The 21,581-nt window shown below is 56.5% G+C and carries 22 protein-coding genes and 1 riboswitch; of the genes, 9 read left to right on the forward strand and 13 right to left on the reverse strand.

The window, feature by feature from the left end:
- The first annotated feature begins 143 nt into the window (after positions 1 to 143).
- The gene (dcuB, locus tag IAE27_RS28110; protein WP_108704328.1) at positions 144 to 1,484 is read left to right on the forward strand and encodes an anaerobic C4-dicarboxylate transporter DcuB; all 1,341 of its coding nucleotides are present in this window, start codon (positions 144 to 146) and stop codon (positions 1,482 to 1,484) included.
- Between the two features lie 43 nt (positions 1,485 to 1,527).
- On the opposite strand, the gene IAE27_RS28115 is transcribed toward dcuB, so the two are convergent.
- The 10 genes from IAE27_RS28115 to IAE27_RS28160 form a co-directional block, all read right to left on the reverse strand.
- Positions 1,528 to 1,845 carry a PTS lactose/cellobiose transporter subunit IIA gene (locus IAE27_RS28115; protein WP_004097651.1) on the reverse strand — a complete coding sequence of 106 codons (318 nt, stop codon included), beginning with the start codon at positions 1,843 to 1,845 and terminating at the stop codon, positions 1,528 to 1,530.
- Positions 1,846 to 1,848: 3 nt separating this feature from the next.
- A complete protein-coding gene (locus IAE27_RS28120) occupies positions 1,849 to 2,154 on the reverse strand; it encodes a PTS sugar transporter subunit IIB (RefSeq protein ID WP_004109717.1) in 306 nt (101 codons plus the stop codon).
- A 172-nt stretch (positions 2,155 to 2,326) separates the two neighbouring features.
- Positions 2,327 to 3,859: a sensor domain-containing diguanylate cyclase gene (locus IAE27_RS28125; RefSeq protein WP_070555289.1), complete on the reverse strand. Its 1,533-nt coding sequence runs from the start codon at positions 3,857 to 3,859 to the stop codon at positions 2,327 to 2,329.
- Between the two features lie 320 nt (positions 3,860 to 4,179).
- Positions 4,180 to 5,313, reverse strand: a complete 1,134-nt coding sequence (thiH, locus tag IAE27_RS28130; RefSeq protein ID WP_004109713.1) for a 2-iminoacetate synthase ThiH — start codon at positions 5,311 to 5,313, stop codon at positions 4,180 to 4,182.
- Positions 5,310 to 6,080 carry a thiazole synthase gene (gene thiG / locus IAE27_RS28135; RefSeq protein WP_004109711.1) on the reverse strand — a complete coding sequence of 257 codons (771 nt, stop codon included), beginning with the start codon at positions 6,078 to 6,080 and terminating at the stop codon, positions 5,310 to 5,312. Before thiG ends, thiH begins: the two co-directional genes overlap by 4 nt.
- Position 6,081: 1 nt before the next feature.
- Positions 6,082 to 6,282, reverse strand: coding sequence for a sulfur carrier protein ThiS (gene thiS / locus IAE27_RS28140; RefSeq protein ID WP_004109709.1), 201 nt, complete (start codon positions 6,280 to 6,282; stop codon positions 6,082 to 6,084).
- Positions 6,266 to 7,021 carry a HesA/MoeB/ThiF family protein gene (locus IAE27_RS28145; protein ID WP_004109706.1) on the reverse strand — a complete coding sequence of 252 codons (756 nt, stop codon included), beginning with the start codon at positions 7,019 to 7,021 and terminating at the stop codon, positions 6,266 to 6,268. The genes thiS and IAE27_RS28145 overlap by 17 nt, the downstream gene beginning before the upstream one ends.
- A complete protein-coding gene (gene thiE, locus IAE27_RS28150) occupies positions 7,014 to 7,649 on the reverse strand; it encodes a thiamine phosphate synthase (protein ID WP_032729274.1) in 636 nt (211 codons plus the stop codon). The genes IAE27_RS28145 and thiE overlap by 8 nt, the downstream gene beginning before the upstream one ends.
- Positions 7,649 to 9,544, reverse strand: a complete 1,896-nt coding sequence (gene thiC / locus IAE27_RS28155; RefSeq protein ID WP_200093238.1) for a phosphomethylpyrimidine synthase ThiC — start codon at positions 9,542 to 9,544, stop codon at positions 7,649 to 7,651. Before thiC ends, thiE begins: the two co-directional genes overlap by 1 nt.
- Positions 9,545 to 9,629: 85 nt before the next feature.
- Positions 9,630 to 9,743, reverse strand: a riboswitch (TPP riboswitch).
- Positions 9,744 to 9,797: 54 nt separating this feature from the next.
- Positions 9,798 to 10,295, reverse strand: coding sequence for an Rsd/AlgQ family anti-sigma factor (locus IAE27_RS28160; protein WP_004109697.1), 498 nt, complete (start codon positions 10,293 to 10,295; stop codon positions 9,798 to 9,800).
- A 95-nt stretch (positions 10,296 to 10,390) separates the two neighbouring features.
- Between IAE27_RS28160 and nudC the strand changes: the two genes are divergently transcribed.
- From nudC to IAE27_RS28190, 6 genes are all read left to right on the forward strand, one after another.
- On the forward strand, positions 10,391 to 11,164 hold the full coding sequence (gene nudC / locus IAE27_RS28165) for an NAD(+) diphosphatase (RefSeq protein ID WP_004117114.1): 774 nt from the start codon (positions 10,391 to 10,393) through the stop codon (positions 11,162 to 11,164).
- A 166-nt stretch (positions 11,165 to 11,330) separates the two neighbouring features.
- Complete coding sequence (gene hemE / locus IAE27_RS28170; RefSeq protein ID WP_200093240.1) at positions 11,331 to 12,395, forward strand: uroporphyrinogen decarboxylase; 1,065 nt, start codon at positions 11,331 to 11,333, stop codon at positions 12,393 to 12,395.
- Positions 12,396 to 12,404: 9 nt separating this feature from the next.
- Positions 12,405 to 13,076, forward strand: coding sequence for a deoxyribonuclease V (nfi, locus tag IAE27_RS28175; protein WP_004109691.1), 672 nt, complete (start codon positions 12,405 to 12,407; stop codon positions 13,074 to 13,076).
- A gap of 42 nt (positions 13,077 to 13,118) precedes the next feature.
- Positions 13,119 to 13,709 carry a YjaG family protein gene (locus tag IAE27_RS28180; RefSeq protein ID WP_004117118.1) on the forward strand — a complete coding sequence of 197 codons (591 nt, stop codon included), beginning with the start codon at positions 13,119 to 13,121 and terminating at the stop codon, positions 13,707 to 13,709.
- 186 nt (positions 13,710 to 13,895) lie between these two features.
- A complete protein-coding gene (gene hupA, locus IAE27_RS28185) occupies positions 13,896 to 14,168 on the forward strand; it encodes a nucleoid-associated protein HU-alpha (RefSeq protein ID WP_004097675.1) in 273 nt (90 codons plus the stop codon).
- A 12-nt stretch (positions 14,169 to 14,180) separates the two neighbouring features.
- Entirely contained in the window at positions 14,181 to 14,873 is a 693-nt protein-coding gene (locus IAE27_RS28190) for a DUF1481 domain-containing protein (protein ID WP_004109689.1), read from the forward strand.
- A gap of 3 nt (positions 14,874 to 14,876) precedes the next feature.
- Here IAE27_RS28190 and zraP read toward each other — a convergent pair whose 3' ends face one another.
- Positions 14,877 to 15,311, reverse strand: a complete 435-nt coding sequence (gene zraP, locus IAE27_RS28195) for a zinc resistance sensor/chaperone ZraP (RefSeq protein ID WP_023329112.1) — start codon at positions 15,309 to 15,311, stop codon at positions 14,877 to 14,879.
- 251 nt (positions 15,312 to 15,562) lie between these two features.
- On the opposite strand from zraP, the gene zraS reads away from it, so the two are divergent.
- Together zraS and zraR are read left to right on the forward strand one after the other, a co-directional pair.
- The gene (zraS, locus tag IAE27_RS28200; RefSeq protein WP_070555284.1) at positions 15,563 to 16,951 is read left to right on the forward strand and encodes a two-component system sensor histidine kinase ZraS; all 1,389 of its coding nucleotides are present in this window, start codon (positions 15,563 to 15,565) and stop codon (positions 16,949 to 16,951) included.
- Positions 16,948 to 18,279: a sigma-54-dependent response regulator transcription factor ZraR gene (gene zraR, locus IAE27_RS28205; protein WP_154022680.1), complete on the forward strand. Its 1,332-nt coding sequence runs from the start codon at positions 16,948 to 16,950 to the stop codon at positions 18,277 to 18,279. Before zraS ends, zraR begins: the two co-directional genes overlap by 4 nt.
- On the opposite strand, the gene purD is transcribed toward zraR, so the two are convergent.
- Together purD and purH are read right to left on the reverse strand one after the other, a co-directional pair.
- Positions 18,276 to 19,568, reverse strand: a complete 1,293-nt coding sequence (gene purD / locus IAE27_RS28210; RefSeq protein ID WP_032729270.1) for a phosphoribosylamine--glycine ligase — start codon at positions 19,566 to 19,568, stop codon at positions 18,276 to 18,278. The two genes, zraR and purD, sit on opposite strands and share 4 nt — an antisense overlap.
- Before the next feature lie 15 nt (positions 19,569 to 19,583).
- Entirely contained in the window at positions 19,584 to 21,173 is a 1,590-nt protein-coding gene (gene purH, locus IAE27_RS28215; RefSeq protein ID WP_004109672.1) for a bifunctional phosphoribosylaminoimidazolecarboxamide formyltransferase/IMP cyclohydrolase, read from the reverse strand.
- Between the last annotated feature and the right edge of the window lie 408 nt (positions 21,174 to 21,581).

The raw sequence follows: 21,581 nt of genomic DNA on the forward strand, positions 1-21,581 counted from the left end.
GTGATTACTTTTCCCTCATCTTTTCGGTTCTTCGCAACTGAGGGGATCGCTGTATCTGGCGAAAGGGGGCGGGGAAGATGAGTAAATAAAAAACAAAGCGGAAAAGTATTGTCGCTATTTAAAAGATAGCGTCTGGGGGAAGCATGGAATTTGCTATTCAACTTATCATTATCTTAATTTGTTTGTTCTATGGCGCGAGAAAGGGCGGTATTGCGCTCGGCCTTTTAGGCGGCATTGGTCTGGTTATTTTAGTGTTTGTCTTTCATCTTAAGCCGGGAAAACCCCCTGTAGACGTCATGCTGGTGATCATTGCGGTGGTGGCCGCCTCAGCGACGCTGCAGGCTTCCGGCGGTTTAGACGTTATGCTGCAGATTGCGGAGAAACTGCTGCGGCGCAACCCGAAATACGTTTCAATCGTGGCGCCATTCGTCACCTGCACGTTGACCATTCTTTGCGGCACCGGGCACGTGGTGTATACCATTCTGCCAATTATTTATGATGTTGCGATCAAAAATAATATTCGCCCGGAACGACCGATGGCCGCGAGTTCGATCGGCGCGCAGATGGGGATTATCGCCAGCCCGGTTTCGGTGGCAGTCGTCTCGCTGGTGGCGATGCTTGGCAATTTCACCTTTAACGGTAAGCACCTTGAGTTTCTCGATCTGCTGGCGATCACTATTCCGTCAACGCTGCTGGGGATTCTGGCCATTGGTATCTTCAGCTGGTTTCGCGGTAAAGACCTCGATAAAGACGAAGCCTTTCAGGCTTTTATTGCGGTGCCGGAAAACCGCCATTACGTTTATGGTGATACGGCCACGCTGCTCAATAAGAAGCTGCCGACCAGTAACTGGATTGCGATGTGGATTTTTCTGGCCTCAATAGCCGTTGTCGCCCTGCTCGGCGCCTTCTCCGAGCTGCGTCCGGCCTTTGATGACAAGCCGCTGTCGATGGTGCTGGTGATCCAAATGTTTATGCTGCTTTCCGGGGCGCTCATCATCATCATTACCAAAACCAATCCCGCTTCGATTTCCAAAAATGAGGTGTTCCGTTCCGGGATGATCGCCATTGTCGCGGTGTACGGTATCGCGTGGATGGCGGAGACGATGTTTGGCGCGCATATGACCGAGATAAAAGGCGTGCTCGGGGAGATGGTGAAGGAGTACCCGTGGGCTTACGCTATCGTACTGCTGCTGGTGTCGAAGTTTGTTAACTCACAGGCGGCTGCGCTGGCGGCGATTGTTCCGGTGGCGCTGGCGATTGGCGTCGATCCGGCTTACATCGTTGCTTCCGCACCTGCCTGTTACGGGTATTACATTCTGCCGACCTACCCAAGCGATCTGGCGGCGATTCAATTCGACCGCTCTGGTACAACGCATATCGGCCGCTTTGTGATTAACCATAGCTTTATTCTGCCAGGGCTCATTGGCGTTAGCGTCTCTTGCGTCTTTGGTTGGGTATTTGCGGCGATGTATGGATTTCTGTAAGAGAGGACAGGCGCCGTTAGCGGCGCCTGTTAAATAGTTGGGGTTATTGCGCGAGCGGAATTCGGCGATAGAGCTCAATCATATCGGTTGCCAGATCCTGAATGACCATCGCGTTCATCAGGTGGTCCTGGGAATGAACGGTAATCAGGTTAACCGGAAGCTTGCCGCTGCCTTCATCCATGCCGATCAGCTGGGTCTGGATTTTATGCGCATGTTTGACAAATTCGTGAGATTCCGCCATCGCCTGTTCGGCCGCAGCAAAATCGCCTTTACGCGCCAGCTGCAGAGCGGTTAAGGCAGAGCTACGCGCTGAACCGGCGTTAACCAGAAGCTCCATGATGATCGTTTCTAAGTCTTCCATCTCTTACTCCATCAGCTTCAGGGCTTTATCAAGCACGGCTTCGCCTTTCATCATGCCGTAATCCATCATATCGATGACGGCAACTTTTTTACCAAACGGGTCGGCCATAGCCTGTAGCTTGGCCTGCTCATACTTCACCTGGGGGCCGAGCAGGATAATATCGGCAGCGGCAAGGTTGTCTTTAAACTCGGCAACCGGTACGGCTTTGATGGAGACTTCCACACCTTTTTGTTGCGCAGCAGCCTGCATACGTTGAACCAGCATGCTGGTGGACATACCTGCGGCACAGCATAAAACGATATTCTTCATAATTGTTGGCCCTTATGTTCCTTGATGTACCATCTTTATCGCGGGCAGGCGGGCGGGACAACCGCTTTACGGTGATTGTGTGTAAGTCATCACAAAATAATGAAACCGGTTTCGGTTATGGAGGAGAAAACGCTAAAAGCCGCGTCCGACGGGCCGGAAACGGTAGGCTCTGTTACGCGTGGACGATGCGATTCTTGCCCTGCTGCTTGGCTTTATACAGCGCTTCATCAACGCGCACGACAAGCTGCTCCAGGGGTTCCATATTCCATTCGCCGAGACCTGCGCTAAAGGTGACCGTTAGCCCTTCTTCACGCCAGGAGCGCTGCGCAACGCGGGCTCGCCAGCTCTCCAGCAGCTTCAGGGCGTCATCGCTATGTCCGGTGGTAAAGATCACCGCAAACTCCTCCCCGCCGTAGCGGTAAAGTGAAATTTGCAGAGGTTGGAGGATCTGCAGTCCTTCCCGTGCGACATTGCGCAGAACGATATCGCCATTGAGATGACCCCAGGTGTCATTTATCGTTTTAAAGTTATCAATATCCACCAGCGCGAGAGAGAAAGGTTGATGATCGTTCATCAGCGCGGCGATATCATTGTCGAAGGCGCGTCGGTTCTTGCAGCCGGTTAGCGCATCGATGGTCGCCTGGCGAACGTAGGTTAACTCGCGCTGCTTATTGCTCTCGATGGCTTTGCTGAGCATCGCTTCCAGCCGCGGGGCGCGCTGAACATCCCCGGTTTTAATCGCATTGATGATGTTCATCAACACCGTACGTGAAGCATGGCGCAGATACAGGCCAAACAGCACGATAACGATCGCGGCCAGGGCAAAGCTCCAGGCGACGATATCCGTTTCATGGCGAGTCAAGTTGACCAGCGTCGAGTTATCGACCCGATAAATGACAAACCAGTCGGGGTTGGTAAACGAGTAGTAGTAGTACCAGGCGTTCGTATCGGTATCGTAGAGCTGGCCTTCGCCGCTGGTCATTCTGTCCATCAACGCTTCACTGACGTAGGGTTTAAATAAGGCGCCAGGATCCGGATGGAGAACGACTTTACCATCGCGTTGCACCACAAAAAATTCCCCCTGGACCGGAGCAACCATCTGCCGTAACGCGTAGCCCATTGAGGTGAGATCGAGATGAAATGCGAGACTGCCCTTTAGCCGTCCCTCTGGAGAAATTATGGGTTTGTAGACGGTAATCGTCGGATGATGTGTGAAGTAGTCGTTGTACGGGCTGGTATACCGGCTGAAGGTACTGGCTTCCGCTTGTTTAATAAACCACGGTCTCGATTTGGCATCAAAAGACTGACTGTCTTCCGTCTCCAGAACCTCGGGCGCGCGCAGGTAGTGCCCATTGGTATCCGCCAGCGAGATGGACGAAACGGTTTGCATCATATTTTGCAGCTGCATGAGCTGCATCAAACCTTTTTCAGGATTGACGTTAACCGCCTCATTGAGCGCATCATTGCGGGCAAAGAAAGTGGCGGCACGGGTGAGGATAAAGTCATTGCCCTGCAGCAGCGTCTCCGTGTAGTTGGTCGCCATATTGTGGGTAAAATTGCGGTTAATATGATGATAATCTTCAAGAAAATCATTTCTCTGCGTCGTCGTGGCGAACACCGCTATCAGCAAGAAGCTGAATAAAATACCCGCGAACCCGATCACAATCGGCGAGGTGAAAGAGAGCTTTCTATTATGGCGAGCCATGAGTCGTAAATCGTTCCAGAAGCGTTAAACCGTGGAGAAAGATGCAGGTTTAGCCAGCATGCCTGCCGATTGAATCAGATAAATCTCCGGTAATTATAACGCTGACGTTGTGAGATGGACTGATTAATATTCCATATTGATGGAATTGCCTTTGCAGCGAAGAGGATGGAGCAGGGCGAAAATGAGGAAGAGTTAGCTTTCGCCCTGGACAGCATCCACTGCTGACAAGGGCAGGATAGAGAAACGGAAACACGGTCACCATCTTCCGTTTCTCTGATTACGAGCGTGCACCAGGAACTTTTAAGTCGTTACATTTCTTATCATGATGACTGGGAAGCGCGTCCCAGCCAGCTATCCCAGTCTTTCCATACCGGCTGCAGCCCGCTGGCCACCAGCGCGCTGGCAACCTCTTCCGGGCGTCGGTCATCGTGAGGCGCGAACTGCTCCAGCTCCGGATGGTTATCGGCATACCCACCGGGCTGAGTTTTTGAAAACGCGCTGACGTTGTTGATGGCCAGCGGGATGACCCGATCGCGGAACCAGGGGGATTCGCGGGTGGATAACGAAAGTTCCACTTCCGGGGCCAGCAGGCGGAAGGCGCAAATGGTTTGCACCAGCTGTCGTTCATCCATCAATGAGGCAGGTTCGATACCGCCGGCGCACGGGCGCAGTCGCGGAAAGGAGATGGAGTAGCGGCTGCGCCAGTAGCGCTGCTGAAGCCACAGCAGATGTTCCGCCACCATAAAGCAGTCCACGCGCCAGCTGTCGGAGAGGCCAATTAATGCGCCAAGGCCAATCTTGTCAATTCCCGCCTGGCCAAGCCTGTCCGGCGTATCCAGCCGCCAGAAAAAGTCCTGCTTTTTCCCTTTCAGATGGTGTTTCGCATACATGCTTTCATGATAGGTCTCCTGATAGACCATCACGCCGTCCAGCCCGAGGGTTTTCAGCTCGGCGTATTCCTCCCTCGCCAACGGCTGGACTTCCATATGCAGCGAGGCGAACTGGCGGCGAATCGCGGGCAGATGCTGGCGAAAGTAGTCCATGCCGACTTTGCCCTGATGCTCGCCGGTCACCAGCAACAGATGCTCGAAACCCATTTCGCGAATTGCCGCGCATTCACGGGCAATTTCCGCCTCATCCAGAGTTTTTCGCTTGATGCGGTTACTCATTGAGAAACCGCAATAGGTACAGTCGTTGGCGCACAGATTAGAGAGATACAGCGGCACATAAAAGCTGACGGTATTACCGAAACGCTGGCGCGTCAGACGCTGAGCACGCTGGGCCAGAGGCTCCAGATAGCCAGCAGCGGCGGGGGAGAGTAGGGCCATCATATCGTCGCGGCTGAGCTGTTTGGCCGCCAGGGCGCGTTCAACGTCGGCGGTGGTTTTCGCGTTTATTCGCAGGCGAATATCGTCCCAGTCCAGCTGTCGCCAACGGTCAGTGAAGGTGTTCATACCTGCGCCTCCAGAAAACCGGTCAGCGGGCTGGTGGCCTGCGCCTGCGCGCTGCGCGCGCCCGGTCCGGCCTGCCGCGCCAGTAATCCGGCATCAATCGCCAGCCGGAAAGCCCGGGCCATGGTAACCGGGTCGTCGGCAACGGCGATGGCGGTATTCACCAGGACCGCGTCGGCACCCATTTCCAGCGCCTGCGCTGCGTGGCTCGGCACGCCAATACCCGCATCCACGACCACCGGCACCGTGGCCTGTTCGATAATAATCTCCAGCATTGCTTTGGTTTCCAGTCCCTGATTGGAGCCGATGGGCGCGCCGAGCGGCATCACCGCCGCGCAGCCCGCTTCTTCCAGACGTTTACACAGCACCGGGTCGGCGCCGCAGTAGGGCAGCACGACGAAGCCTTCCCGAACCAGAATCTCCGCCGCTTTCAGCGTTTCGATCGGATCGGGGAGCAGCCAGCGGGCGTCCGGATGAATTTCCAGTTTCAGCCAGTGGGTGCCCAGCGCTTCCCGCGCCAGGCGGGCGGCAAATACCGCCTCTTCCGCCGTTTTGGCCCCGGAGGTGTTGGGGAGCAGGCTAACGCCGGCCGCCAGCAGCGGCGCGAGGATGGCGTCATTATGCTGACGGAGATCGACGCGCTTCATCGCCAGCGTCACCAGTTGGCTACCGGAGGCGCGAATGGCCTCCACCATGACCTCGGGAGCGGCGAATTTACCGGTGCCGGTGAAGAGATGTGATTCAAACGTTTTATCTGCAATACGTAACATGTCAGCCTCCAGCGATAACCTGAAAAAGCAGGATTTGGTCGCCTTCCTGCAAAAGATGATCTTCCCACCGTTCGCGCGGCAGGATGTGTTGATTGAGCGCCAGCGCGACGCCCGGCAACTGCTGTTCCAGTTGAGCGAGCAGGGCGGCGACGGAGGTCGCTTCGGCACACTGCAACGGTTCATCGTTAAACCACACCTGCATGCTGCCCTCCACAGACCGGACAGCCCAGAGATCGCTGTAATGTCAGCGTACGCCAGCTGCTGGTGCGCGCATCAAACAGGCGCAGCGCGTTACGCGGCGCCGCCATGCCGCTGAGCAGCTTGATGGCCTCCAGCGCCTGTAGGGTTCCCATCATGCCGACGACCGGGCCAATGATGCCCGCCGTGCGGCAGTTGCGTTCGGGTTCGTTAGCATCCGGCCACAGGCAGCGATAACAGCCCTGCTCCCACGGCGGCGTCAGTACCATCAGCTGGCCTCCGAGTCCGACAGCGCTGGCGGTAATCAACGGCGTTTTAAGCGCGACGCAGGCGGCGTTGATCGCCTGTCGGGTCGCCATGTTATCGGTGCAATCCAGTACCACATCGGCCTTCGCCACTTCCTCCTGCAGGGCCTTTCCGCCTAACCGCTGCTTCAGCGCAATCAGTTCAATCTGCGGATTTAGCCGAGCCAGCCGGGCCCTTGCGGCCGTGGTTTTAGGCTGAGCGATATCATCGCTGGTGAACAAAATTTGTCGCTGCAGGTTGCTGACGTGAACGTCGTCGTCATCGGCCAGCGCCAGCGTGCCGACGCCAGCTCCGGCAAGATAGAGCGCGGCGGGAGAGCCCAGCCCGCCGAGACCCACGATCAACACCCGGCTGGCCAGCAGCTTTTGCTGGCCTTCAATGGCGATATCCTCCAGCAGCAGCTGGCGGCTATAGCGCATAAAATCGCTGTCATTCATCACCGGCTCCCGCTATCTCAAGCAACCGTGCCGTTGCCTGCCGCCAGTCGGTCGCCTGGGTGATGGCGCTGACTACCGCAATGCTGCCGACGCCGGTGGCCAGTACTGCCGGAGCGCGCTCAAGACTGATGCCGCCAATCGCCACGGTTGGATAATCCCCCAGTCGCTGAATATGCTGCGCCAGCTGATCCAGCCCCTGAGGGGCGGAAGGCATCTGCTTGGTTTGTGTCGGAAAAACGTGACCAAGCGCGATGTAAGAGGGACGCGCCGCCAGCGCGATATCCATTTCCATATCGTCATGGGTGGAAACGCCAAGGCGCAGTCCGGCGTTGCGGATGGCGCTGAGGTCGGTGGTTTCCAGATCCTCCTGGCCTAAATGCACGCCATAAGCCTGATGTTTAATGGCCAGGCGCCAGTAATCGTTAATAAACAGCCGCGCATGGTATTTGCGTCCCAGCGCAATAGCGGCAACGACATCGCCTTCGACGTCACTATCGCGCTTATCCTTGATGCGCAGCTGGAGAGTGCGAACGCCCGCAGCCAGTAAGCGTTCGATCCACGCGACGCTATCGACGACCGGATAGAGGCCTAAACGGAATGGGACGGATGGAAAATCGGGTTGATACATCAGGCTTCCTCCTTACGTAGATAGATTTCACTGCCGCGGGCGCGGAAGTTTTCCGACATATCGGTCATCCCCACTTCGATGGTCTGCGCGGCGGCGTAGTCGCGAACTTCCTGGCTTATCTTCATTGAGCAAAATTTGGGGCCGCACATGGAGCAGAAGTGGGCCACTTTGCCTGACTCCTGCGGCAGGGTTTCGTCGTGGTAAGCGCGCGCGGTGAACGGGTCGAGCGCCAGATTAAACTGGTCTTCCCAGCGGAACTCGAAGCGCGCTTTCGACATGGCGTTATCGCGGATTTGCGCGCCGGGATGGCCTTTAGCGAGGTCTGCGGCGTGGGCGGCTATTTTGTAGGTAATCAGGCCCTGCTTAACGTCCTCTTTATTCGGCAGGCCGAGATGCTCTTTCGGCGTCACGTAGCAGAGCATCGCGCAGCCGAACCAGCCGATCATGGCTGCGCCAATCCCGGAGGTGAAATGATCATAACCAGGCGCAATATCGGTGGTTAGCGGCCCTAAGGTATAGAAAGGCGCTTCGTGACAGTGCTCCAGCTCTTCAGTCATATTGCGCTGAATCATCTGCATCGGCACATGGCCCGGGCCTTCGATCATCACCTGTACGTCATACTCCCACGCAATTTGGGTTAGCTCCCCCAGCGTGTGCAGCTCGGCAAACTGCGCTTCGTCGTTGGCATCCTGAATCGAGCCCGGGCGCAGGCCATCGCCCAGCGACAGCGAAACGTCATAGGCGGCGCAGATTTCGCAGATTTCACGAAAATGTTGGTAGAGAAAGTTCTCTTTGTGATGGGATAAGCACCATTTCGCCATGATTGAGCCGCCGCGGGAGACGATGCCGGTCAGGCGTCTGGCGGTCATCGGCACGTAGCGCAGCAGCACGCCCGCATGGATAGTGAAGTAGTCCACCCCTTGTTCCGCCTGTTCGAGCAGCGTGTCGCGGAAGGCTTCCCAGGTAAGATCTTCGGCGATCCCGTTTACCTTCTCTAACGCCTGGTAGATCGGCACGGTACCGATCGGTACCGGACTATTGCGCAGGATCCACTCGCGGGTCTCATGAATATAGCGGCCGGTGGAAAGGTCCATAACCGTATCCGCTCCCCAGCGCGTCGCCCACACCAGCTTCTCGACCTCTTCTTCTATCGACGAGGTGACCGCTGAGTTACCAATATTGGCGTTAACCTTCACGAGGAAGTTGCGGCCGATGATCATCGGCTCGGATTCCGGATGATTTATATTGGCCGGGATAATCGCGCGCCCGGCGGCAACTTCAGCGCGCACAAATTCCGGGGTGATATTCTCCGGCAGCCGCGCGCCAAACCCGACGCCCGGATGCTGCTGGCGCAGCACTTCGCTACGAATGCGTTCGCGACCCATATTTTCGCGAATGGCGATGAATTCCATCTCAGGGGTGACAATCCCCTGACGGGCATAGTGCAGCTGCGTCACGCATTTCCCGACGATGGCGCGCCTGGGCGTAAGCAGACCGGAAAAGCGCAGCGCGTTAAGACCATCATCCGCCAGCCGCTCTCTGGTATAGGCTGAGCTGCGATCGCTAAGCGTTTCGCAGTCGCGACGCGCATCAATCCACTGCTGACGCAGTTTCGCCAGACCCTGCTGAACGTTTATCGCGATGTGCGGATCGCCATAGGGGCCGGACGTGTCGTAGACCGGGATGGCTTCGTTTGCTTCATACTGAGGATGGTCTTTGCTGCCGCCGATAAGCGTTGGGCTAAGCTGAATTTCGCGCATCGGCACGCGAATATCTTCCTGCGAACCGCGGATATAGATGCGCTGCGAATTGGGAAATGCGGTGCCTTCAAGGGTGTCGATAAAGCGCTGGGCGCGTTCGCGTTGCTCTCGACGCGTAAGTGATGTTGTAGACATAGCTCATTCCAGTTAAACAGGATATGGCTTGCCAGACGACGGATGGAGTAACAGATGCGATCGGCCATGAAGAGGCAGATGCTAAATGCAGTTTACTCTTGTTCCCTTCGCAGGTATTAGCCTGATCAGGTTCCGCGGATCCCGAATTAACGGTCTCAGCCTTTTCCAGTGTGGAAAATGGGCACTCCGACAAGATGACATCCCCTCTCAGCGAGGGGGAATGTATGTAAACTACGCGTTAATGGCTCACAACTCAAGCGGTCGGCGCGATATTGTCGCTAACGTTGTCTTTTCGACTGTGGGCTACGGCGAGGGCAATCAGCGAATCTTCCAGCGCAAAACGGGCTTCCAGCGCTTCACCGATGTCCGATAGCGCCTGCTGGAACTCAAGATAGTTATCGTGATCGATAGCGTTTTCGAGGCAGGAATCGTAATAGTCCATGATCTGCTGGGTATTAGCCTGCAGCTGTGGATAAATCTTAGTGGCGGCTAAAAGTGGCGTATCGCCTTCCAATTCGCCGATAAAGCGTTCATAAATATTAAAATGGCCGGAGGAGAGGTAGTCCACCAGGCTTTGGCAAAAATCATCCAGCGCTTTCTCATTAAGCCGCATAAATGATTCTTTGCCAGGCTTCAGGCCAACCAGGTTGTAGTAAGCCACAAGCAAATGCTTACGTACTTGTAGCCAGCGATCGACCAGTTTATTGCTGCCTCCAACACGTTCCGTCAGGTTTTCCAGCTGGTTTAACATGGTTGACTCCGCAAGGTTTTAAGAGAAATACGTTGCTCACCAAAATGTAAATTTAATGTTAAAAGTGCCAGTAAAATGAAGGTAGTGCAATAGATATGGATCGTATTATTGAAAAATTAGATCGCGGCTGGTGGATTGTCAGCCACGAACAGAAATTATGGTTACCCGATGGGGAATTACCATATGGCGAAGCGGTAAATTTTAATCTTGCCGGGCAAACCGCGCTGCGAATAGGCGAATGGCAGGGCGAACCGGTGTGGCTGGTGCGCCAGGATCGTCGCCATGAGATGGGATCGCTGCGTCAGGTGCTCGATCAGGATGCTGGCCTTTTTCAACTGGCGGGACGCGGGATCCAGCTGGCGGAGTTCTACCGCTCGCATAAATTCTGCGGCTACTGCGGCCATCCTATGCACCCCAGCAAAACCGAGTGGGCAATGCTGTGCAGCCACTGCCGCGAACGCTACTACCCGCAAATCGCCCCGTGCATTATCGTCGCCATCCGTCGGGATGATTCTATCCTGCTGGCGCAGCATACTCGCCATCGCAACGGCGTGCATACGGTGCTGGCCGGGTTTGTCGAAGTCGGCGAAACCCTGGAGCAGACTGTTGCCCGCGAAGTGATGGAGGAGAGTGGCATTAAGGTGAAAAACCTGCGCTACGTGACCTCTCAGCCCTGGCCGTTCCCACAATCGCTGATGACCGCGTTTATGGCCGAGTACGATAGCGGCGAGATTGTCATCGACAAGAAAGAGCTGCTGGAGGCGGGATGGTATCGCTATGACAATCTGCCGCTTTTGCCGCCGCCGGGCACCGTGGCGCGCCGGCTGATTGAAGATACCGTGGCGATGTGTCGGGCAGAGTATGAGTGACATGTTACATGCACTTTATCCTTCAAACTGCCTCTTTGTTGGCTGCTTTTACTCACCCCAATCACTTACTTGAGTAAGCTCCTGGGGTTCATTCAATTGCCGCCTTGGTCCACTTTGAATGATTTTGTGTATAAACTTGGCGCATCAACGCTAAAGGAATGTAAAAATGACCGAACTGAAGAACGATCGTTACCTGCGCGCGCTGCTACGCCAGCCGGTTGATGTCACCCCGGTGTGGATGATGCGTCAGGCGGGCCGCTATTTACCGGAATATAAGGCCACCCGCGCCGAGGCGGGCGATTTTATGTCGCTGTGTAAAAACGCCGAGCTGGCCTGTGAAGTGACGCTGCAGCCGCTGCGCCGCTATAAGCTGGATGCGGCTATCCTCTTCTCGGACATTCTCACCATCCCGGATGCGATGGGGCTGGGGCTCTATTTTGAAGCCGGGGAGGGCCCGCGCTTTACCTCGCCCATTACCTGCAAAGCCAATGTCGATAAATTACCCGTTCCTGACCCGGAAGGTGAGCTTGGCTACGTGATGAATGCCGTGCGTACGATTCGCCGTGAGCTGAAGGGAGAAGTGCCGCTGATCGGCTTTTCCGGCAGCCCGTGGACGCTGGCAACCTATATGGTGGAAGGCGGCAGCAGCAAAGCGTTTACGGTAATTAAAAAGATGATGTACGCCGAGCCGCAGGCCCTGCATGCGCTGCTCGATAAGCTGGCGAAAAGCGTCACGCTGTATCTGAATGCGCAAATCAAAGCGGGCGCGCAGTCGGTGATGATTTTTGATACCTGGGGCGGAGTGCTGACCGGCCGCGACTACCAGCAGTTCTCGCTCTATTACATGCATAAAATCGTTGATGGGCTGCTGCGTGAAAACGATGGCCGTCGCGTGCCGGTGACGCTATTTACCAAAGGCGGCGGGCAGTGGCTGGAAGCGATGGCGGAAACAGGCTGCGATGCGCTGGGACTCGACTGGACCACCGATATCGCCGATGCGCGTCGTCGCGTCGGTCATAAAGTCGCCCTGCAGGGCAATATGGATCCCTCGATGCTGTATGCCCCTCCGGCGCGTATTGAAGAAGAGGTGGCGACTATTCTCGCCGGGTTTGGCCAGGGTGAAGGCCATGTCTTTAACCTCGGGCACGGAATTCATCAGGATGTTAACCCGGAACATGCGGGCGTATTTGTGGAGGCAGTGCACCGGTTGTCGGCGCAATACCACCGTTAAGGAGTGAATATGGATTTGTCATCGCTACGCACACAGCAGCTCAGCCTGGCGGCATCGGTTGAACGAGGCGATCGGTTGGAACAGGATCCGCCGACGCTGATCGGCGGAGCGGATGTCGGTTTTGAGCAAGAGGGAGAGGTCACCCGGGCGGCGATGGTACTGCTAAGCTATCCGTCCCTGGAGCTGGTGGAGTATCAGGTCGCGCGCGTCGCGACCACGATGCCTTACATTCCCGGCTTCCTCTCCTTTCGCGAAACCCCCGCGCTGCTGGCGGCATGGGAGCTACTTTCGCAAAAGCCGAATCTGTTATTCGTTGATGGCCACGGTATTTCCCACCCGCGCCGCCTCGGCGTCGCCAGCCATTTTGGCCTGCTGGTGGATGTACCGACTATCGGCGTGGCGAAAAAACGGCTGTGCGGTAAGTTCGGGCCGTTGGGCGATGAACCCGGCGCGCTGGCGCCGTTGTTAGATAAAGGCGAACAGCTGGCGTGGGTCTTGCGCAGCAAAACGCGCTGCAATCCGCTGTTTGTGAGTACCGGGCACCGCGTTGGCCTGGATAGCGCGCTGATGTGGGTGGAGCGCTGCCTGAAAGGCTATCGCCTGCCTGAGCCAACGCGCTGGGCCGATGCGGTGGCGTCCCGGCGTCCGGCGTTTGTGCGTTGGCAAGCAAATCGCGACTGATTCAGGTACACTGCGGCTAATTTCTGACTTCGAGATTTCATCATGTTACAAAACCCGATTCACCTGCGTCTGGAGAAGCTGGAAAGCTGGCAGCACGTGACTTTTATGGCCTGCCTGTGCGAGCGGATGTACCCCAACTACGCTATGTTCTGTCAGCAAACGGAATTTGCCGATGGCCAGCTTTATCGCCGTATCCTCGATCTGATCTGGGAAACGCTGACGGTAAAAGATGCGAAGGTGAATTTCGACAGCCAGCTGGAAAAGCTGGAAGAGGCGATTCCGGCCGCTGATGATTACGACCTGTACGGCGTCTATCCGGCCATCGATGCCTGCGTCGCATTGAGTGAACTGCTTCATTCGCGGCTAAGCGGCGAAACGCTCGAACACGCCATCGAAGTCAGCAAGAGTTCGATCACCACCGTTGCGATGCTGGAAATGACCCAGGCTGGTCGCGAAATGACCGACGAAGAGCTCAAAGAAAACCCGGCTGTCGAACAAGAATGGGATATTCAGTGGGAGATTTTTCGTCTTCTGGCCGACTGCGAAGAACGCGATATTGAACTGATCAAAGGGCTACGTGCAGACCTTCGCGAGGCCGGTGAGAGCAATATTGGTATAAATTTTCAGCAATGAGACCAGAAAACGTGATTTACCGCCTGAATTGTAGCGTCTGAAGGCTTCCATTCCGCCCCCCGTCTGGTCTACATTTGGGGGGCGAAAAAACGTGGCTATCGGTGCGTGTATGCAGGAGAGTGCTTTTCAGGCATTTCCGTCGCACTCGATGCTTAGCAAGCGATAAACACATTGTAAGGATAACTTATGAACAAGACTCAACTGATTGATGTAATTGCGGACAAAGCTGACCTGTCCAAAGCACAGGCGAAAGCTGCCCTGGAATCTACCCTGGCTGCAATTACCGAGTCTCTGAAAGAAGGTGATGCTGTTCAACTGGTTGGTTTCGGTACCTTCAAAGTGAACCACCGCGCTGAGCGTACTGGCCGCAACCCGCAGACCGGTAATGAAATCAAAATCGCCGCAGCAAACGTACCGGCATTTGTTTCAGGTAAAGCTCTGAAAGACGCAGTTAAGTAAGACCGCGTGGCAGTGTACAGTTTTATCGAAGGGGCTTGTCGGCCCCTTTTGTCTATCTGGCGCCGCACGCTGGCGCTGGCGGGCGTATTGCTGCTCACTGCCTGCAGCCATGATTCCTCTCTCCCGCCGTTTACCGCCAGCGGTTACGCGGAAAACCAGGGGGCGATGCGTATCTGGCGCAAAGATTCCGACGGTGAGGTCCATCTCCTTGCCGCCTTCAGTCCATGGCGTCATGGTAATACCTCGACCAGCGAGTATCGCTGGCAGGATGGTCAGCTCGCGCTGATCGAGCTCAACGTCTACGGCAAACCGCCGGAACATATTCGCGCCCGGTTTGATGCGCAAGGCGAACTCAGCTTTATGCAGCGTGAAATCGATGGGCAGAAGCAGCAGCTTTCCAGCGATCAGGTTGCGCTATACCGCTATCGGGCAGAGCAAATACGCCAGACCAGCGATGCACTGCGTCAGGGACGCGTCATGCTGCGCCAGGGGCGGTGGCATGCTGACAGGACGGTAACTACCTGCGAAGGTCAGACCGTGAAGCCTGACCTCGATACGCTGGCGTTGGCGCATATTGAGCGTCGTCAGAACCACTCATCCGTCGAGGTGAGCGTGGCGTGGCTGGAAGCGCCGGAAGGCTCTCAGCTGCTGCTGGTGGCAAACGAAGACTTCTGTACCTGGCAGCCGACCGAAAAAAGCTTCTGAACCTTACCAGTGGTTCATCCCCATATGACCGCGGCCTCCGCCGCAGCCTCCACGTCCCATCCCCTCGCCGCGAGGAATACCCGCCTGCGCTAATGCGAGATCGAACTTCACCCGCTGCTGGGCAAGCTTCTGACCGAGAGCGTCCATCTCCTGGGCGACGGATTCGATTTTCGCGCTGTCAGGTTTATCGGTGGTTAACAGCGCGTTGTATTCATAGCGTTTTGAAATGAGCTGCTGACGTAAAACGCGGGTTTGCTCATAGAAATCATTATGCAGCTTCTGGGCAGTGGCCTGCTGGTCGGTCGTCAGCTGACTATAGCCCTGGGGGCCCATACCGGTACCGTTATTCCAGTGGTGCCTTGCCCAGGCTGAGCTACTGCCGAAAGTCAGCGCGGCGAGGGCAATCAGGGTCAGCGTCATTTTTTTGTTCCGTTTCATAGTTTATTCTCCTGCCTTATGGTTACTCAGTGATTTGCATCTTCCGTGCCAGAGTGGAAAGGCCGCAGGATATCGGGCGTTGAATGCTTTTCAGCGGACGAGAGCGAGTAAAAATGACTCGCGGTAAAGGGGGCAGCGGGTCATTTTTACTCGATCGCCTTCCCGGTTTGCGCCCAGGGAGAGGTTAGAGGCGGCGGAATAGTGGCATGATTTCTGCTGGGCTATGCGGTGTCTGAGGAAAGGGAGTTGTCATGAACGTGATGCGGTTGTCTAAGGATTCCGTCGCCGTTGGGCTGAGCTGGTTGTTAACCGGCCTTATCTTGCTGCTGGTGTGCCTGTTTTCTGCGTTAATCGTGCGTGACTATGGCCGTGAAAATGAAGCCGCACGCCAGACTATCCAGGAAAAAGGCAGCGTGCTGATTCGCGCTCTTGAGTCCGGAACCCGGGTCGGAATGGGAATGCGTATGCATCATTCCCAGCTGCAGGCGCTACTGGAGGAGATGGCCTGGCAGCCCGGTGTGCTGTGGTTCGCGGTGACAGATGAGAACGGTAAAATTATCGCCCATAGCGACCCGCGGCGGGTCGGTGAGTCGCTCTATCCCGCCAGCACCCTGCGAGAGCTGAATATCGGTAGCGAGGAGCGCTGGCGCCGCCTCGAACAACCGGAGCCGGCGCTGGAGATTTATCGCCAGTTTCGCCCGCTTAACGGCGGTGAGCATCATATGCGCATGATGATGCGTCGCGAATCTGCCGATCTCCGTAATCAGGCGCCCCAGGTCATTTTTATTGCCTTTGATACCCGCGAGCTGGATGCCGACCATGCTCGTGGCCTGCGCAATATGGTCATCATGCTCTGCGCGGCAGGCGTAGTCATGACGGCAACGGTGCTGGCGCAGTTCTGGTTTCGCCGCTATCAGCGTTCGCGCAAGCAGCTGCAGGAGGCGACGGCGCGAAAAGAAAAGCTGCTGGCGCTCGGTCATCTGGCCGCGGGCGTCGCCCATGAAATCCGCAACCCGCTATCATCCATAAAAGGGCTGGCCAGGTATTTCGCCGAGCGGACCCCAGCCGATGGTGAAGCGCATCAGTTGGCCCTGGTGATGGCCAGGGAAGCCGATCGCCTGAACAGGGTCGTCAGCGAGCTGCTGGAACTGGTGCGTCCGGCGCATTTAAAATATCAATCGGTTGATTTAAATGAAGTCATTACGCATTCGCTTCAACTGGTTAGCCAGGATGCCGCCAGCCGGGCGATATCTCTGAAGTTTATCGCGCAGCCCGCGCTATGCCGCATCCAGGCCGATCCGGATCGTTTAAAACAGGTGCTGCTCAACCTTTATCTCAATGCTATCCATGCCATTGGCCGCGATGGCGTGATTACGGTGGCGGTGAGAGAGTGCGGCGATGGGCGAGTAAAGGTGAGCGTTGCGGACAGCGGCAAAGGGATGACGGCGGAACAGCTACAGGCCATTTTCACACCGTACTTCACTACCAAGGCCGACGGCACCGGGCTGGGGCTGGCGGTGGTGCAGAACATCGTTGAGCAGCACGGCGGAACAATTGACGCCGAGAGCACTCCCGGCAAGGGCGCGCTATTTACGCTCTATTTGCCGGTTAATGGGCAACAGAAGGATGAACAAGGATGAGTGGCGAGCAGGTCGATATTCTGGTGGTGGACGATGACATCAGCCACTGCACTATCTTACAGGCGTTGTTGCGGGGCTGGGGTTATCGGGTTGCGCTGGCTTACAACGGCGTACAGGCGCTGGAACAGGTGCGCGAGCGGGTGTTTGATCTGGTGCTATGCGACATCCGCATGGCGGAGATGGATGGCATCGAAACGCTGAAAGAGATCAAAACCTTGAATCCGTCGATTCCCGTTCTGATTATGACAGCGTACTCCAGCGTCGACACCGCTGTGGAAGCGCTGAAATCCGGTGCGCTGGACTACCTGATTAAGCCGCTGGACTTTGACAAGCTGCAGCTGACGCTATCCGAGGCGTTGGCTCACACCCGGCAGAGCGAGTCTCCCGTTGCCGGGACCCCGGCCGCCCAGTTTGGCATGGTGGGGGATAGCCCGGCGATGCGGGCGCTGCTGAACAATATCGCCCTGGTTGCGCCCTCCGATGCGACGGTATTAATTCACGGCGAGTCGGGCACAGGGAAAGAGCTGGTCGCGCGGGCGCTGCACGCCAGCAGCGCTCGCAGCCGCCGGCCGCTGGTGATCCTCAACTGCGCGGCGCTTAACGAGTCGTTGCTGGAGTCGGAGCTGTTTGGTCACGAGAAGGGCGCGTTTACCGGCGCGGACAAACGGCGAGAAGGGCGCTTCGTTGAAGCGGATGGCGGTACGCTTTTCCTCGATGAAATTGGCGATATTTCGCCGTTGATGCAGGTGCGTCTGCTGCGGGCGATTCAGGAGCGTGAAGTGCAGCGCGTGGGCAGCAATCAGACCCTTTCGGTCGATGTACGGCTAATTGCCGCCACCCACCGGGATTTAGCCGAAGAGGTCAGCGCCGGGCGTTTTCGCCAGGATCTCTACTACCGCCTGAATGTCGTGACTATCGATATGCCGCCGCTGCGTCATCGCAGGGAGGATATCCCCCAGCTGGCGCGCTATTTCCTGCAACGGTATGCCGAGCGTAACCGTAAAGCAGTACAGGGATTTACGCCACAGGCGATGGACTTGCTGATCCACTACGCCTGGCCGGGTAATATTCGCGAGCTGGAAAATGCGGTGGAGCGGGCGGTGGTCCTGTTGACCGGAGAGTACATCTCCGAACGCGAGCTGCCGCTGGCAATTGCCTGTACGCCATTTGCGGACGTGTTGCACGGTGATGATGTTATTCAGCCGCTGGTGGAGGTAGAGAAAGAAGCGATCCTCGCGGCACTCGAAAAAACGGGCGGCAACAAAACTGAAGCCGCCCGTCAGTTGGGCATTACGCGCAAAACGCTGCTGGCAAAGCTCAGCCGTTAGCGGTTTTGCTCACGTTCGATAGCGCGCCAGCCGATGTCGTTACGGCTAAAGCTGCCGTCCCAGCTGATATCGCTCATCAGGGCGTAAGCGCGCTTTTGCGCTTCAGCAACGGTGCGACCCAGCGCGGTGGCGCAGAGTACCCGGCCGCCGCTGGTCAGCACGCGATCGTCATCAGCGAGTCTGGTGCCGGCGTGGAAGACCTTGCCGTCTGCCGTTTCTTCCAGCGGCAGGCCGTGGATCTCATCGCCGGTGCTGTAGTTGCCCGGATAACCACCGGCGGCGATCACGACGCCCAGCGAGGCGCGCTCGTCCCACTCGGAGGTTTTCTCATTCAGCTTACCGTCGCAGGCGGCGAGGCACAGATCCACCAGATCCGATTTCATGCGTAGCATGATCGGCTGGGTTTCCGGATCGCCAAAGCGGCAGTTGAACTCGATTACCTTCGGGTTGCCCTGTTTGTCGATCATCAGGCCCGCATAGAGGAAACCGGTGTAGGTATTACCCTCCGCTGCCATACCTTTTACGGTTGGCCAGATAATGCGTTCCATGGTGCGCTGGTGAACCTCATCAGTTACCACCGGTGCCGGAGAGTAAGCGCCCATACCGCCCGTGTTCGGGCCGGTATCGCCATTGCCCACGCGTTTATGATCCTGGCTGGTGGCCATCGGCAGGACGTGCTCGCCGTCGACCATCACGATAAAGCTCGCCTCTTCGCCGTCGAGGAACTCTTCAATGACGATGCGGTGCCCGGCGTCGCCAAAGGCGTTACCTGCCAGCATGTCTTGAACGGCGGCTTCCGCTTCTTCCAGCGTCATGGCGACAATCACGCCCTTGCCGGCGGCCAGGCCGTCGGCCTTGATAACGATGGGCGCGCCTTTCTCACGCAGGTACGCCAGCGCGGGCTCGACTTCGGTGAAGTTCTGGTATTCCGCTGTCGGAATGTTATGGCGGGCAAGAAAATCTTTGGTGAAGGCTTTAGAGCCTTCCAGCTGCGCCGCGCCTTCCGTTGGGCCGAAGATTTTCAGCCCCGCGGCGCGGAACGCATCCACAACGCCAATCACCAGTGGCGCTTCCGGGCCAACGATGGTCAGATCAATTTTCTCGCTTTGAGCAAAGCTCAGCAGCGCCGGAATATCGGTGACGCCGATAGCCACGTTCTGCAACGCTGGCTCCAGGGCGGTGCCCGCGTTACCCGGGGCGACAAAAACGGTATCGACTTTTGGCGACTGCGCCGCTTTCCAGGCCAGGGCGTGCTCGCGTCCGCCGTTGCCAATAACTAATACTTTCATCGTCTGCTCCGTGAATTAATGGCGGAAGTGGCGCATGTCGGTGAAGATCATCGCGATGCCGTGCTCATCGGCGGCGGCAATCACCTCTTCGTCGCGAATAGAACCACCGGGCTGAATGACGCAGCTCACGCCAACGGCAGCAGCGGCATCAATACCGTCGCGGAACGGGAAGAAGGCGTCGGACGCCATCGCCGAACCTTTCACTTCCAGACCTTCATCACCGGCTTTAATCCCGGCGATTTTGGCGGAGTAAACGCGGCTCATCTGGCCTGCGCCTATCCCGATGGTCATATTCTCTTTGGCGTACACAATGGCGTTGGATTTAACGAATTTCGCAACGATCCAGCAGAACAGCGCATCGCGCAGCTCCTGCTCGGTCGGCTGGCGTTTGGAAACCACGCGCAGTTCGCCTTCTGTGACCATACCCAGATCGCGGTCCTGAACCAGCAGGCCACCATTAACGCGTTTGAAGTCCAGACCCGGCACGCGCTGCGTCCACTGACCGCAGGTCAGAACGCGGACGTTCTGTTTCGCGGCAGTGATCTTCAGGGCCTCTTCCGTCGCAGACGGTGCGATGATCACTTCAACGAACTGGCGGGAGATGATGGCCTGCGCGGTTTCGGCATCCAGTTCGCGGTTAAACGCGATAATGCCGCCGAAGGCAGAGGTCGGGTCAGTCTTGTATGCGCGGTCGTAGGCATCCAGAATAGAGGTGCTTACCGCTACGCCACATGGGTTGGCGTGCTTCACAATAACGCAGGCCGGCTCACTGAATTCTTTGACGCATTCCAGCGCGGCATCGGTGTCGGCAATGTTGTTATAGGAGAGGGCTTTACCCTGAACCTGCTGTGCCGTGGCGACAGAGGCTTCTTTGATTTCTTCTTCTATATAGAAGGCAGCCTGCTGGTGGCTGTTTTCACCGTAACGCATATCCTGCTTCTTAATGAAGTTCAGGTTCAGGGTGCGCGGGAAGCGGCCAGCGGCTTCTTTGCTCTCGCCGTGATAGGCCGGAACCATGCTGCCGAAGTAGTTGGCAATCATGCTGTCGTAGGCGGCGGTGTGTTCGAATGCTTTAATGGCGAGGTCGAAGCGGGTGTCGAGGGTCAGGGAGCCTTCGTTCGCATCCATCTCTTTAATAATGGCATCGTAGTCGCTGCTCTTCACCACGATGGCGACGTCTTTATGGTTCTTCGCCGCCGAGCGAACCATGGTTGGGCCGCCGATATCAATGTTTTCTACCGCATCTTCCAGCGAGCAACCCTCGCGGGCAACGGTTTGAGCAAACGGATACAGGTTAACAACCACCATATCAATAGGCGCGATACCGTGTTGTTCCATAATGCCGTCATCCTGGCCGCGGCGGCCGAGAATGCCGCCGTGAACTTTCGGATGCAGAGTCTTCACGCGTCCGTCCATCATTTCCGGGAAACCGGTGTAGTCAGAGACTTCGGTAACCGGCAGACCTTTCTCAGCCAGCAGGCGTGCGGTACCACCCGTAGACAGTAGCTCGACACCACGAGCGGAAAGCGCCTGCGCGAATTCGACGATACCGGCCTTGTCAGAAACACTGAGCAGGGCGCGGCGGACTGGACGACGTTGTTGCATGGTATTAAATCCCCAGGATTTGAATATTACAGAGAGCGTTAGGTGAGTTTTTGCCTAAAAACTCACCTAACGCACCCAACCGGGCATCCTTGTTATAGCGCGGCATTGTAACGAAAACGTTTGCGCAACGCTCGCGAATTTTTATCTTTCTCTTTTTAGCCCTGAACGACGGCTTATATAGAGAGGTGGCGTGGCTTTTGTTTTGGGGTATCGCCCGACATCTGTGGATAATTCTGTGCGTAACAGGGTATAAAGCGGGGTTTTGCTGGGGAATGCAGCAGTCAGTCATTTTTCTGCAATTTAACTATTGCGGATGCCCGGGAACTCCCTATAATGCGCCTCCATCGACACGGCAGGTGTGAATCACTTCACACAAACAGCCGGTTGGTTGAAGAGAAAAAATCCTGA

The organism is Klebsiella sp. S69 (assembly GCF_016516145.1).
In the GTDB taxonomy this organism is placed as follows: domain Bacteria; phylum Pseudomonadota; class Gammaproteobacteria; order Enterobacterales; family Enterobacteriaceae; genus Klebsiella; species Klebsiella oxytoca.

What these genes read in the sequence shown, in the direction of transcription:
- hupA (WP_004097675.1), top strand. Translation starts at nt 13,896, where the DNA reads ATGAACAAGACTCAACTGATTGATGTAATTGCGGACAAAGCTGACCTG.
- thiS (WP_004109709.1), bottom strand. Translation starts at nt 6,282, where the DNA reads ATGCAGGTGTGGTTTAACGATGAACCGTTGCAGTGTGCCGAAGCGACC.
- nudC (WP_004117114.1), top strand. Translation starts at nt 10,391, where the DNA reads ATGGATCGTATTATTGAAAAATTAGATCGCGGCTGGTGGATTGTCAGC.
- zraP (WP_023329112.1), bottom strand. Translation starts at nt 15,311, where the DNA reads ATGAAACGGAACAAAAAAATGACGCTGACCCTGATTGCCCTCGCCGCG.
- IAE27_RS28120 (WP_004109717.1), bottom strand. Translation starts at nt 2,154, where the DNA reads ATGAAGAATATCGTTTTATGCTGTGCCGCAGGTATGTCCACCAGCATG.
- purH (WP_004109672.1), bottom strand. Translation starts at nt 21,173, where the DNA reads ATGCAACAACGTCGTCCAGTCCGCCGCGCCCTGCTCAGTGTTTCTGAC.
- IAE27_RS28160 (WP_004109697.1), bottom strand. Translation starts at nt 10,295, where the DNA reads ATGTTAAACCAGCTGGAAAACCTGACGGAACGTGTTGGAGGCAGCAAT.
- IAE27_RS28145 (WP_004109706.1), bottom strand. Translation starts at nt 7,021, where the DNA reads ATGAATGACAGCGATTTTATGCGCTATAGCCGCCAGCTGCTGCTGGAG.
- IAE27_RS28180 (WP_004117118.1), top strand. Translation starts at nt 13,119, where the DNA reads ATGTTACAAAACCCGATTCACCTGCGTCTGGAGAAGCTGGAAAGCTGG.
- IAE27_RS28125 (WP_070555289.1), bottom strand. Translation starts at nt 3,859, where the DNA reads ATGGCTCGCCATAATAGAAAGCTCTCTTTCACCTCGCCGATTGTGATC.
- nfi (WP_004109691.1), top strand. Translation starts at nt 12,405, where the DNA reads ATGGATTTGTCATCGCTACGCACACAGCAGCTCAGCCTGGCGGCATCG.
- IAE27_RS28115 (WP_004097651.1), bottom strand. Translation starts at nt 1,845, where the DNA reads ATGGAAGACTTAGAAACGATCATCATGGAGCTTCTGGTTAACGCCGGT.
- dcuB (WP_108704328.1), top strand. Translation starts at nt 144, where the DNA reads ATGGAATTTGCTATTCAACTTATCATTATCTTAATTTGTTTGTTCTAT.
- purD (WP_032729270.1), bottom strand. Translation starts at nt 19,568, where the DNA reads ATGAAAGTATTAGTTATTGGCAACGGCGGACGCGAGCACGCCCTGGCC.
- thiG (WP_004109711.1), bottom strand. Translation starts at nt 6,080, where the DNA reads ATGTTACGTATTGCAGATAAAACGTTTGAATCACATCTCTTCACCGGC.
- thiH (WP_004109713.1), bottom strand. Translation starts at nt 5,313, where the DNA reads ATGAACACCTTCACTGACCGTTGGCGACAGCTGGACTGGGACGATATT.
- thiE (WP_032729274.1), bottom strand. Translation starts at nt 7,649, where the DNA reads ATGTATCAACCCGATTTTCCATCCGTCCCATTCCGTTTAGGCCTCTAT.
- zraR (WP_154022680.1), top strand. Translation starts at nt 16,948, where the DNA reads ATGAGTGGCGAGCAGGTCGATATTCTGGTGGTGGACGATGACATCAGC.
- thiC (WP_200093238.1), bottom strand. Translation starts at nt 9,544, where the DNA reads ATGTCTACAACATCACTTACGCGTCGAGAGCAACGCGAACGCGCCCAG.
- hemE (WP_200093240.1), top strand. Translation starts at nt 11,331, where the DNA reads ATGACCGAACTGAAGAACGATCGTTACCTGCGCGCGCTGCTACGCCAG.
- zraS (WP_070555284.1), top strand. Translation starts at nt 15,563, where the DNA reads ATGAACGTGATGCGGTTGTCTAAGGATTCCGTCGCCGTTGGGCTGAGC.